The sequence below is a fragment of the uncultured Thioclava sp. genome (genome assembly GCF_913064665.1).
GTDB classification, from domain to species: Bacteria; Pseudomonadota; Alphaproteobacteria; order Rhodobacterales; family Rhodobacteraceae; genus Thioclava; species Thioclava arctica.
The window spans coordinates 1-11,048 of record NZ_CAJYBT010000023.1 but is presented as its reverse complement, the minus strand read 5'-3'; the positions used below and the strand labels follow the sequence as shown (position 1 = coordinate 11,048).

The 11,048-nt window shown below is 61.3% G+C and carries 13 protein-coding genes; 10 read left to right on the top strand and 3 right to left on the bottom strand.

Going from position 1 to position 11,048, the window contains the following annotated elements; all coding sequences use genetic code 11:
* Nucleotide 1: 1 nt before the first annotated feature.
* The 5 genes from QZ571_RS11055 (at nt 2) to QZ571_RS11035 (ending at nt 4,114) form a co-directional block, all read left to right on the top strand.
* Complete coding sequence (locus QZ571_RS11055; protein ID WP_295534512.1) at nt 2-739, top strand: hypothetical protein; 738 nt, start codon at nt 2-4, stop codon at nt 737-739.
* Nucleotides 729-2,252, top strand: coding sequence for a F0F1 ATP synthase subunit alpha (locus QZ571_RS11050; RefSeq protein WP_295534509.1), 1,524 nt, complete (start codon nt 729-731; stop codon nt 2,250-2,252). Before QZ571_RS11055 ends, QZ571_RS11050 begins: the two co-directional genes overlap by 11 nt.
* Nucleotides 2,249-3,097, top strand: a complete 849-nt coding sequence (locus QZ571_RS11045; protein WP_295534506.1) for a FoF1 ATP synthase subunit gamma — start codon at nt 2,249-2,251, stop codon at nt 3,095-3,097. Before QZ571_RS11050 ends, QZ571_RS11045 begins: the two co-directional genes overlap by 4 nt.
* A 116-nt stretch (nt 3,098-3,213) precedes the next feature.
* On the top strand, nt 3,214-3,711 hold the full coding sequence (locus QZ571_RS11040) for a hypothetical protein (RefSeq protein WP_295534504.1): 498 nt from the start codon (nt 3,214-3,216) through the stop codon (nt 3,709-3,711).
* 55 nt (nt 3,712-3,766) lie between these two features.
* Nucleotides 3,767-4,114, top strand: a complete 348-nt coding sequence (locus QZ571_RS11035; protein WP_295534501.1) for a hypothetical protein — start codon at nt 3,767-3,769, stop codon at nt 4,112-4,114.
* 90 nt (nt 4,115-4,204) lie between these two features.
* Here the strand turns inward: QZ571_RS11035 and QZ571_RS11030 are convergent, their stop codons facing one another.
* Nucleotides 4,205-4,930 carry a Crp/Fnr family transcriptional regulator gene (locus QZ571_RS11030; protein ID WP_295534498.1) on the bottom strand — a complete coding sequence of 242 codons (726 nt, stop codon included), beginning with the start codon at nt 4,928-4,930 and terminating at the stop codon, nt 4,205-4,207.
* Nucleotides 4,931-5,085: 155 nt separating this feature from the next.
* Between QZ571_RS11030 and QZ571_RS11025 the strand changes: the two genes are divergently transcribed.
* The 5 genes from QZ571_RS11025 to QZ571_RS11005 all read left to right on the top strand — a co-directional run bounded on the left by QZ571_RS11025 (nt 5,086) and on the right by QZ571_RS11005 (nt 8,450).
* Entirely contained in the window at nt 5,086-5,349 is a 264-nt protein-coding gene (locus QZ571_RS11025; protein ID WP_295534495.1) for a hypothetical protein, read from the top strand.
* Nucleotides 5,350-5,445: 96 nt separating this feature from the next.
* The gene (locus tag QZ571_RS11020) at nt 5,446-5,997 is read left to right on the top strand and encodes a CIA30 family protein (protein ID WP_295534492.1); all 552 of its coding nucleotides are present in this window, start codon (nt 5,446-5,448) and stop codon (nt 5,995-5,997) included.
* Nucleotides 5,998-6,160: 163 nt separating this feature from the next.
* Complete coding sequence (locus tag QZ571_RS11015) at nt 6,161-7,453, top strand: lipoprotein-releasing ABC transporter permease subunit (RefSeq protein WP_295534489.1); 1,293 nt, start codon at nt 6,161-6,163, stop codon at nt 7,451-7,453.
* Nucleotides 7,446-8,126, top strand: a complete 681-nt coding sequence (locus QZ571_RS11010) for an ABC transporter ATP-binding protein (protein ID WP_295534486.1) — start codon at nt 7,446-7,448, stop codon at nt 8,124-8,126. Before QZ571_RS11015 ends, QZ571_RS11010 begins: the two co-directional genes overlap by 8 nt.
* Entirely contained in the window at nt 8,127-8,450 is a 324-nt protein-coding gene (locus tag QZ571_RS11005) for an ArsC/Spx/MgsR family protein (RefSeq protein WP_295534483.1), read from the top strand.
* Between the two features lie 58 nt (nt 8,451-8,508).
* On the opposite strand, the gene QZ571_RS11000 is transcribed toward QZ571_RS11005, so the two are convergent.
* A complete protein-coding gene (locus tag QZ571_RS11000; RefSeq protein WP_038129589.1) occupies nt 8,509-8,715 on the bottom strand; it encodes a cold-shock protein in 207 nt (68 codons plus the stop codon).
* Between the two features lie 227 nt (nt 8,716-8,942).
* Nucleotides 8,943-10,892, bottom strand: a complete 1,950-nt coding sequence (thrS, locus tag QZ571_RS10995) for a threonine--tRNA ligase (RefSeq protein ID WP_295534477.1) — start codon at nt 10,890-10,892, stop codon at nt 8,943-8,945.
* Nucleotides 10,893-11,048: the final 156 nt, after the last annotated feature.

The following is an 11,048-nucleotide window of genomic DNA, read 5'->3' as shown; positions in this document are numbered from 1 at the left end:
TATGACAATTGACTTCTGGGGACTTGGGCTGCAGGCGATCAATGTCGTCATCCTGGTCTGGCTGCTCACGCGGGTGTTCTGGCGCCCGGTTGCGGCAGCGATCGCCAAACGTCATGAGGCGGCGCAGGCCATCTTGGGGGATGCGGCCGCTACCAAGACCAAGGCGGAGGCCGCGCTGGCAGAGCTGAGCGAGGCCCGCGACGGGATCGCGAGTGAACGGACGCGCGTTCTGGCGCAAGCCACGGCAAGCGCCGAGGCCGCCAAGGCCGCCGCCTTGGCCGAGGCGAAAACGCAGGCAGCGGCCCTGATGACCAGCGCGCGCGCCACCATCGCGCATGAAACCGATGCGGTGCGTGCAAAACGTGTGGCGCAATCGGGCGCGCTGGCCGTCGAGATCGCGCAAAAGCTGCTGGGCCGTCTGCCGGATGAGGCCATTCAGGTGCGCTTTCTTGATCTACTTGTTGAGGCGATTGCGGCCTTGCCAGCGTCCGATCGCGCAGCACTTGCCAAAACCAAAGGTGGGCTTGATTTGCTCAGCCCCGCTGATCTGAGCGCCAGCGCCAAGGTCAAGATTACCAAAGCCGTGCAGCAGGCTTTGGAGGCCGTGCCCGAGCTGAATTTCGTCACCGACCCCGACCTGATCGCCGGGTTTGAATTGCGCAGCGCCCATTTCGTTTTGCGCAACAGCTGGCAGGCGGATTTGGCCGCGATCCTCAAGGAGTTGCAGCATGTCTCCTGATGGGCCCGATTGGCTGAGTGCCGCGCGCGAGACGCTGGAGCGCGCCACGCTTGGTCCGCGCGTCGAACACCGCGGCCGGGTCGAGGAAATCGGGGATGGCGTGGCGCTGATCTCGGGGCTCAGCGATGTGCGCCTTGACGAGGTGTTGCATTTTGCAGGCGGGCAGGTCGGGTTCGCGCGGGTGCTGGACCCCGACCGGATCGGCTGCGTGATGCTCGATAGCGGAACCGATGTCGAGGCGGGCGATGTGGTTTTTGGCACGGGTGAGGTGGTCAACGTGCCCGTGGGCGAGGCGTTGCTGGGGCGCGTCATTGATCCGCTGGGCCGCCCGCTCGATGGCAAGGGCGCGATTGCGCCTGAGGCCCGATGGCCGATCGAGCGCCCCGCGCCTTCGATCATCGAGCGCGATCTGGTCACCGAACCGGTGCAGACGGGAATCGTGGTGGTGGATACGCTGTTTGCGCTGGGACGTGGCCAGCGCGAGTTGATCGTGGGTGATCATTCGACGGGTAAAACCACGCTGGCGGTGGACGCGCTGATTGCGCAGCGCGACAGCGATATGATCTGTATCTACGTTGCCGTGGGGCAGAAAACCTCCAGCGTGCGCCGCGCCATTGATGCGTTGCAGGCGCAGGGAAATTTCGAGCGCTGTATCGTGCTGGTGGCGGGCTCGGCAAGTGCGCCGGGGCTGCAATGGATCGCGCCCTATGCGGGCATGACGATGGCGGAATATTTCCGCGACAAGGGCCAGCATGCGATCATCGTGATCGACGATCTGTCCAAACATGCCGCCACCCATCGCGAGATCGCGCTGCTGACGCGCCAATCTCCGGGGCGCGAGGCCTATCCGGGCGATGTGTTCTACATCCACGCGCGACTGCTGGAACGCGCCGCGAAACTCTCGCCGGAACGGGGCGGCGGATCGCTGACGGCGCTGCCGATTGCGGAAACCGATCAGGGCAACCTGTCGGCCTATATCCCGACCAACCTGATCTCGATCACCGACGGCCAGATCGTGCTGGATCAGACGCTGTTCCATCAGGGTCAGAAACCCGCCGTGGATGTCGGCCTTAGCGTCAGCCGGGTTGGCGGTAAGACGCAAGCGCCCGTGCTGCGCGCGGCGGCGGGAACGCTGCGCCTTGATTACGCGCAGTTTCTGGAACTCGAAGTCTTTACCCGCTTTGGCGGTATGCCCGACGGTCGGGTGCGCCAGCAACTCACGCGTGGGGCGCGCATCCGCGAGGCGCTGCGCCAACCGCAGCACCAGCCCATCCGCCTTGTCGATGAGGTCGCCTTGATGCTGGCGGTGCAGACGGGGTTGCTGGATGATCTGGATGAACCCCTCGTGGCGGGGTTTCGTGCGGGCCTGCCCGCTGCGCTCGATCGCGACGCCGCGTCGGCGGTGGATGCGATTGCCAGTCAAGGCCGTCTGAATGATAGCACCAAGGCCGCTTTGCTGGGCGCGATGACCCGCCTGATCGATAAGCTCAGCGCAGATGAGCCCACGCCATGACCGAACGCCTCGCCGATGTCAGCGCGCGCATTGACGGGGTGCGTCAACTCGGGGCGGTGGTGAACGCGATGAAGGGCATTGCCGCAGCGCGCGCCCGCAGCGCGCGTGCGCAACTCGGGGCGGTGGACAGCTACGCGGCCACGATTTCCGCCGCGATGGCGCGTCTTGTGCCGGCTGATGGGGGCGCTCCGGTTTCACGCGCGCCAACCGATACCAGCCGCACCGGGCTTTTGGTGTTTTTGGCCGAACAGGGCTTTGCCGGGGCGTTCAGCGAGCGCGTGCTTGATAGCATAAGTGCCGAATTGGGGAGCTCTGTGTTGCTTGTCGTGGGAACGCGCGGTCTCTCGATTGCCGCGTCGCGCGATCTTGAGCCCTTTTGGAGCGCGCCGATGCCCTCGCATTCGCCCGGTATCCCAAAGCTGGCCGATGCGATTACGCAGGCGATCTATCGTGCGCTTGACGGGGCGCATTTTGAGCATCTTGACGTGATCCATGCGCGTTGGAAGGCGGGGCGCACCGAGATCGCCCGGCGCAGCTTGTTTCCGATTGATCTGTCAGACCTGCACGCCCCCGCCGGCCCCCGCCCCCTGACGCAATTGCCGCCCGAGGCGCTGCTGGCCAGTTTCGGTGCGGATTATGTGCATGCGCAGGTCTGCAAGGCAGCACTGCACGCATTTGCCGCCGAAAACGAGGCGCGGATGGAGGCGATGACCTCGGCAGCCAGTCAGATCGCGCGCGAACTCGAGACGTTTCAGGCGACGTTGCGCCGGGTCCGCCAAGAGGCGATCACCGCCGAGATCATCGAACTTGGCACCGGTGCCACCATCTCGCGCGAGGCGGATTGATTGGCCCGGTCAGAGCCCGGCCAAAGCCCGGCCAGAGACCGGATAGCGGCCGAGCGGTGCTGATCTGTGTCAGCATGGCCGCGTTGATTTGGCGCTAAACTGGTCGTGACCGAAACTTGGAACGCGCATCTGTCGCGGCCCAAGACGCGCGCTTTTGCGGCTATTTGAACGCGCTCGGCACGCGCAGCGAGGATTTCACGATGGCACAGTCCCATGTTTCTCTTGGCCAAGACCCCGCCTTTGATACGTTTCTGGGGGCTACGATTGGCACAGATGCCAAGGGCAAAGCGGTGACCGTCTTGTCGATGCTGTCGCGGCTTGATCTCGATCCTTGGCTTGAAGCCTCGCAACTTAGCGCGATGGCAAATGCTGCGGCGCGACAGCGTCTTGGCGCCCTTGTGTCGCGCTTTACCGACGTGCCCTCTCCTGCGGCGGAGCGCGGCGATACGGTCGCGCGGCTTGTGTCGTTGTTGCCCAAAGGGGCGGCTGGAATTGCATCGGTCGCGATGCCTGCGGGGCGCTCGCTGCCCGTTATTGGGCGCCAACAATCCTATTGGATATTCGCCGCGCTCATGGTGCTTTGCTATGTTGCATTCCGCGCCTTCGGGGCGTGATATTGGGCCAGCCCATTCCGCCCGGCATGACATCATTTATAGTAAGGACGAAGCGATGAGCGACGAAGATACCCTTTGGGAGATGGAAGAGCGGTTTTGGACTCAAGGCGCAGATGGTGCGCGTCAGATGACCGCCAAGAACGCCATTTTTGTCTTTCCCTATCCTGCGGGAATCCTGCAAGGCGATGCGCTTTGGCGTGAGGGTGAGGTGGCGCAGCGTTGGCGCAGCATCGAGATGAGCGAGCGGGTCTTTTCCAGCAAAGATGACATTGCCGTGCTTGCCTATCGGGTGTCTGGCGAACGCCGCGATGAGCCGATCTATGAGGCGCTGTGCAGTTCGACCTATCTGCGCGATGACGGGTCGTGGCTGCGCCTGAGCCATCAGCAAACCCCAGTCAGTTGAGTCTGGCGGGCTGAGGCTGGCGGCGCAGTAACGACGCGTGCTTTCGAACCCTTCCTGAACGGGCGCTTGCAACCGATTGACCTTGCTACACTATTTGAGCAGCGGTCCGTGTTGATCAAGATAGGTCGGGTCAAACTGGGTAAAGGCGCAGGCCTTTTCGTAATTGTCGAAGGTGACACGCCCGTCGCGAAACGTGACCATGCCTGCTTCGCGCAATTGTCGCAGCACGCGGTTGATATGCACCGCACTCAGCCCCAGCGCATCGGCCAGATGATATTGCGTCAATGGACAGGCGAACGAGGCCTTTTCGCCCATCCCCACAAGCGACAGCCGGGCCCCGAGTTCCAGCAGGAAATGCGCCATGCGTTCGGCTGCGTTGCGCCGCCCGACATCCACCAGATGCTCGACCACCATCGCCTCATCGCGCGAGGCGGCCCATAACACGGCCGTGGCCAGACGCGGCGTGTGCGCAAACGCATCCAGCAGATCAGAGGCCAGAATTTCGGTCACCTCAATGTCGGTGACGGGTTCAATGCTGTGATCGGAGATATGCAGCAGCACGCTGCGCAGGCCCAGAAAATCGCCCGGAATCTGGAAATCGACGATCTGTCTTTGCCCATCCTGAAGCAGCTTATACGAACAGGCCCAGCCCGAGCACAGGATATAGGCCGCCTGTTCGGTCTGCCCCTGCAGCACCAGATCGCGCCCAGCGACAAAGATGCGGCGGCGTTTGTGCAAACTGTCCAAGACCGCCAACTCGGTGTCCGATAGCGCAACGAATGTAGCAAGTTTTCGGCTCAGAGGTGAGTCGGTCAATGGGGCATCCCTCTCAGAGTCAGCCGAACGTCTAGCACGGCAATTGTGCCGATGACTGATCTCAATCAGCACAGTGTAGCAGGTTTGTTGAGACTCTGCGCCATGCGCCGCGCAAAGCCCTGTGCCGACGCGATAGCCAGGAAAGGCCCCGCGCGATGCAAGACCAAGATATCTATGCCGGACAAGCGGCACTTTCGATTTGCGAGGCGTTGTTGCTTGCGCTCAACGACGCGAAAATCCTGCCCGAAACTGAAATCATCGGCATTCTGAGCGATGCGGCGCAAACCCATGAGAATGCCTTTGGCCCCGAGTGCGACCGCGATATGCACATCGCGGCAGCGCTGTTGATCAATCGCATCATTTCGGGGGGCAATTCTATGCGTCGCGGCGCTCTGCGCCCTCCGGCTGCATCGCTGTAACCGGTGGGGTGGCACGCATTTTGGGCGCAAGGTTTGGCCCTTTCTTTCCAGCGTCGCCTCCCCATATCAAAGGAGGAAATCACTTGGAGATTGCCTGTGCCGTATAAGAGCGTGGCGCTGATACTGGCTTTGATTGGCGCGCCTGTAGCGGCACAAGCGGGCGATAGCATGTTGGAAACCTTTGATAACCACCCCCAGACACGTTGGCGCTTCTTTGCCGATACCGTGATGGGGGGCGTTTCAAGCGGGCAGGTCGTGTTCAAAACCGACGGCGGGCAGGCCTATGCGCATCTCAGCGGCACGGTCAGCACTCAAAACAACGGCGGTTTCATTCAGATTCGCCATCAGTTGGACGAAGCGGTCCCGAGCGATGCCGTGGGCGTGCGTCTGATCGTGCGCGGCAATGATCAGGATTATTTCGTGCATCTGCGCACCCGCGGCACGGTGCTGCCTTGGCAATATTACCAAGGGCAGTTTCATGTCACTGCGGAGTGGCGTGAAATTCGCCTGCCTTTCACGCAGTTCAAAGCATCGGGGAAATTATTGCGCACGACGCCACGCCCCCAAGACCTGAAATCGGTCGCGATCGTCGCCTTTGGGCGCAATTATGAGGCGGCGATTGATGTGAAAGAGGTTGGGTTTTACTGAAAGCTGCGGGGCGTTTCGGGAGCGGCTGGTTTTGGACGCCGTCCGTCTTGCGCACAGCCGACCCGGCGAGAATTGATTGCGCAACAGGGGGTAAGGTTTGGGCTACCCTTGACCTTTGCCCCCTCTCAGGCCAGCTTGCGCCGAATTTGAGTGGATGGAGCCTATGGCCGCACGCACTGCACCGTTTTCCCGTTTCGAATTCATGATCGCGTGGCGCTACTTGCGCGCGCGGCGCGCCGAGGGCGGCGTGTCGGTAATGACATGGATCAGCCTGATCGGCATCACCTTGGGGGTTGCGGCCCTGATCGCCACGCTCGCCGTGCGCGCCGGGTTTCGCGCTGAATTCGTCAGCACGATTGTCGGATCAAACCCGCAAATCACCGTCTATTCCGCGCCGATGGAAGTGGTTGAGGGATCGGGCGTCTATTCCAAGCTGATCCGCGATTACGCCGAGCGCACGACGCGCATCAAGGCGATCCCCGGCGTGGTCACTGCCGCCCCGGCAGTGCGCGGTCAGGCGATGGTGAGCTTTGCCGATCGCTCCAACGTGGCCGATGTCTACGGGCTGGCGCTGTCGGATCTCAAGAACATCCCCCGCATCGCCCATTCCGATGAGGCGCAGGGCAATATCGACGATTTCGATCAGGGCATCGCGATGGGCATCGGTATGGCCCGCGATCTGGGCGTAACGGTGGGCGATACGGTCAAGCTGATCTCGCCCAACGGGGCAAAAACGCCCTTTGGCACCAGCCCGCGGGTGAATGCCTATAAGATCGAATATATCTTCTCAGCCGGGCGCTATGACATTGATCAGACACGGCTTTATATGCCCTTTGCCGAGGCGCAGAGCTTTTTCAATCGCGAAGGCGGGGCCGATGAGATCGACGTCGATGTCACCGATCCCGAGCGCGTTGATGAATGGGCCACGGCGATCAGCGATGCCAGCGGGCGGGGCACATTGCTGTGGACGTGGAAAGATGCTTCGGGCAGCTTCCTGCGCGCGCTGGGCATCGAGGACAACGTGATGTTCATCATCCTGTCGATCCTCGTGCTGATTGCCTCAATGAACATCACCTCGGGGCTGATCATGCTGGTCAAGAACAAGGGCCGTGACATTGGCATCCTGCGCACGATGGGGCTGTCGCAGGGTTCGATCCTGCGGGTGTTCTTTATCTGCGGCGCGTTTATTGGGGTGATTGGCACGCTGGCAGGGCTGACCATCGGAGTGCTGTTTGCGGATAATATTGACCATGTGATGAGCTTCGTGAACTGGCTCAATGGCGGCGATGCTTGGGACCCTTCGATCCGCGGGATCTATCATCTGCCCGCGAAATTGCAGCCTTGGGATGTGGTCAAGGCGGTGGCGCTGTCGCTGTCGCTATCCTTCGTCGTGACGATTTTCCCCGCGCGCAGGGCCGCGCGCATGAACCCGGTGGAGGCGTTACGCTATGAGTGATGTGCTGGTTCTGGAAAAGTTGGAAAAGTGCTATAATCGGGGCAAGCCGAACGAGATTACGGTGCTCAAAGGTGTCAATTTGGCAATCCCCAAGGGTCAAGTGACGGCGCTGGTCGCGCCCTCGGGGGCGGGGAAATCGACGCTTCTGCACATTGCCGGGTTGCTCGATACGCCTGATAGCGGGCGCGTTGTGCTGGAGGGCGAGGATCTCAGCCAAGCGCGCGACGCCAAACGCACGGCGGCGCGGCGCGAGAAACTGGGCTTTGTTTATCAGTTCCACCATTTGCTGCCGGAATTCTCGGCGACGGAAAACATCGTTCTGCCGCAGCTCGCCAATGGCGTTGCGCGTGCGGAGGCGCAAGCACGCGCGGCTGATTTGCTAGGGCGCGTCGGGCTGACCTCGCGCGCCGATCACCGCCCCTCTGAACTGTCGGGCGGCGAGCAGCAGCGGGTTGCGTTTTGTCGCGCGCTCGCCAATGGGCCAAGCCTGTTGCTGGCCGATGAGCCCACAGGCAATCTCGATCCGGCGACCTCGGACACGGTGTTTGATGTGTTGATGGATCTGGTGCGCGAGACTGGGCTGTCGGCACTGATCGCGACGCATAACATGGCGCTGGCGGCGAAAATGGACCGGGTTTTGCGGCTGGATGGCGGCGCACTGACGGAGGGTTAGATGATTATTTACGGAATTTCGACCTGCGACACGGTGCGCAAAGCTCGCAAAGCGTTGGAGGCGGCAGGCCATGCGCCCGAGTTTCGCGATGTGCGCGCAGCCCCGCTGAACGTCTCGGAAATCACAGAGTTTGAGGCGGCCTTCGGCGACAAGATCGTCAACCGTGCCTCGACCACTTGGCGTGGGCTGTCCGAGGCTGAACGTGCCGCCCCGGTGACCGATCTTCTGGGCGCGCATCCCGCGCTGATGAAACGTCCGGTGATCCGCGAGGGCGAAAAGCTGACGCTGGGCTGGACGCCCGCAGTGCAGGCGCAGTGGCTGTAGCGCAAATGAAAACGGCCCGCGCATGAAGCACGGGCCGTTGATCAGAACTCTCTGATGTTCAGAGCAGTTTCAGATCAGAGGCCGAGTCGCGGCCATCACGACCCGACTGCAGTTCGAACTCGACTTTTTGGTTGTCGTCGAGGCCCTGAAGCCCCGCACGTTCGACCGCCGAGATATGCACGAACACATCTTTGCCGCCGTTATCGGGCGCGATGAAGCCGTAGCCTTTGGTGGAATTAAACCATTTCACGGTGCCAGTGGCCATTACCGTACTCTCCTTCAATCTTTCCCGGATGCGGAATTGCATCGGGACCGTGCAGCCAGTGTCTTTCGGGTCTCCAGCTGCCTTATCGAGAAGAGAGCGGTAGAAAGTCTGCGAAACACGCAGGGCTAATTTTGGATCAGATATGCGAAAATGCAATGACAATTCGTGAGGGGGCTAACCCCCTCACAGGTCTGTGAAAATCCCGCTAGCGACTGATTTTACGGCAATTATCCGCGCAGGTCGGGCGGTGTCGATTCGGATTTCAACTCGGCCACGATATCGTCCAATGCGGCCATGCGGGTGCGCGTGTCGCCAAGTTGACGCACCGAAACCGTGCGCTCCTCGACCTCTTTCATGCCGATGGCGAAGATATAGGGCACCTTGCCGAGGCTGTGTTCTCGCACCTTGTAGTTGATTTTCTCGTTGCGGGTATCGGCCTCGGCGCGAATGCCGGCGGCGATGAGTTTCTCGGTCACTTCGCGCACATAGTCATCCGCATCCGAGACAATCGCGGCCACCACAACCTGACGCGGCGCAAGCCACAGCGGCAGCTTGCCGGCATGGGATTCGATCAAGATGCCGATGAAGCGCTCGAAAGAGCCCAAAACAGCGCGGTGCAGCATGATCGGGCGGTGACGCTCGCCATCCGAGCCGACATAATCGGCATCAAGCCGCTCGGGCAGGTTCGGATCGACCTGAAGCGTGCCGCACTGCCAGTCGCGACCGATAGCATCGGTGAGGACGAATTCCAGCTTCGGCCCGTAGAACGCGCCTTCGCCTTCCTGAATTTCGAACTCATAGCCCGCTTTGCGGCAAGCATTGCCAAGGCTTTCCTCGGCGTAGTCCCAGCTTTCCTCGGACCCGATGCGCTTTTCGGGGCGGGTCGAAAGTTTGACCTTCCAGTTGTCAAAGCCCAGATCGGCGTAGATCCCGGCGAGAAACTCGATGAATTTCTTGGTTTCGGGTTCGATCTGCTCTGCGGTGCAGAAGATATGCGCATCATCTTGCGTAAAGCCGCGCACCCGCATGATGCCATGCAGCGCGCCCGAGGGTTCGTAGCGGTTACACGAGCCGAACTCGGCCATGCGCAGTGGCAGATCGCGGTAGCTTTTGGTGCCGACGTTGAAGATCTGCACATGGCAGGGGCAGTTCATCGGTTTCAGCGCGTTGACGGTTTTTTCGCGCGCGTGTTCCTCGTCCACTTCAACGATGAACATGTTTTCCTGATAGTTTTCCCAATGCCCCGAGGCTTCCCAGAGCTTGCGGTTTACCACTTGGGGCGTGTTCACCTCGACATAGCCATCGGCGCGCTGTTTGCGGCGCATGTAGTCCTGCAGGCTGGTGTAGATCGACCAGCCATTGGGGTGCCAGAAGATCTGCCCCGGTGCCTCTTCCTGCATGTGGAACAGGTTCATTTCGCGGCCCAGCTTGCGGTGGTCGCGCTTGGCGGCCTCTTCCAGCATGGTCATATGCGCGGCGAGGTCTTTCTTGGATTTGAACGCCACGCCGTAGATGCGTTGCAGCATCGGGCGGGTGTTGTCGCCCAGCCAATAGGCGCCCGCCACATGGGTCAGCTTGAACGCATCCGCGGGCACTTGGCCGGTATGTTGCAGGTGCGGGCCACGGCACAGATCTTGCCAATGGCCATGCCAATACATCCGAATGTCTTCGCCCGCAGGGATGCGGTTGATCAGCTCGACCTTATAGGGTTCGTCGGTGGCGAGATAATGGTCAATCGCGTGCTTGCGGCTCCAGGTCTCGGTCTTGACCGGTTCGCGGGAATTGATGATATCGCGCATCTTTTTTTCGATCGCGCCAAGGTCTTCGGGGGTGAAGGGCTCGTCTCGGTCGAAGTCATAAAACCAGCCGTAATCGCGCACCGGGCCAATCGTGACCTTCACGCCGGGATATAGCTCTTGCACAGCGCGCGCCATGATATGGGCGAGGTCGTGACGGATCAGTTCCAGCGCGGGGGCGTCATCGGCCAGCGTGTTGATCGCGATTTTCGCGTCTTCGGCGATCGGCCATTGCAGATCCCAATGCGCGCCGTTCATCTGCGCCGAGATTGCCTTTTTGGCCAGCGAAGGCGCGATGGACGCTGCCACTTCAGCAGGCGTGACGCCGCTGTCATAGGAACGTTGCGAGCCATCGGGAAAGGTGAGGGAGATTTGGGACATGTCTGTCCTCCTCGTCGGTTTGGCGCCCACGGAGCGCCCGGTTGCGGGACTATATTTCGCGGCTGTTTTGCGCGCCCGGGGCAGGGGTGTCAAGCGCCGCACATGCAAAACGCGCCCGAAACGGGCGCGCTGCGTCAATTCGACCAATCGTGCGGC

Bases quoted from the DNA above. Each gene is read 5' to 3' on its own strand.
- QZ571_RS11015 (WP_295534489.1), top strand. From the start codon at position 6,161: ATGGCCGCACGCACTGCACCGTTTTCCCGTTTCGAATTCATGATCGCG.
- QZ571_RS11000 (WP_038129589.1), bottom strand. From the start codon at position 8,715: ATGGCCACTGGCACCGTGAAATGGTTTAATTCCACCAAAGGCTACGGC.
- QZ571_RS11010 (WP_295534486.1), top strand. From the start codon at position 7,446: ATGAGTGATGTGCTGGTTCTGGAAAAGTTGGAAAAGTGCTATAATCGG.
- QZ571_RS11035 (WP_295534501.1), top strand. From the start codon at position 3,767: ATGAGCGACGAAGATACCCTTTGGGAGATGGAAGAGCGGTTTTGGACT.
- QZ571_RS11005 (WP_295534483.1), top strand. From the start codon at position 8,127: ATGATTATTTACGGAATTTCGACCTGCGACACGGTGCGCAAAGCTCGC.
- thrS (WP_295534477.1), bottom strand. From the start codon at position 10,892: ATGTCCCAAATCTCCCTCACCTTTCCCGATGGCTCGCAACGTTCCTAT.
- QZ571_RS11025 (WP_295534495.1), top strand. From the start codon at position 5,086: ATGCAAGACCAAGATATCTATGCCGGACAAGCGGCACTTTCGATTTGC.
- QZ571_RS11055 (WP_295534512.1), top strand. From the start codon at position 2: ATGACAATTGACTTCTGGGGACTTGGGCTGCAGGCGATCAATGTCGTC.
- QZ571_RS11045 (WP_295534506.1), top strand. From the start codon at position 2,249: ATGACCGAACGCCTCGCCGATGTCAGCGCGCGCATTGACGGGGTGCGT.
- QZ571_RS11050 (WP_295534509.1), top strand. From the start codon at position 729: ATGTCTCCTGATGGGCCCGATTGGCTGAGTGCCGCGCGCGAGACGCTG.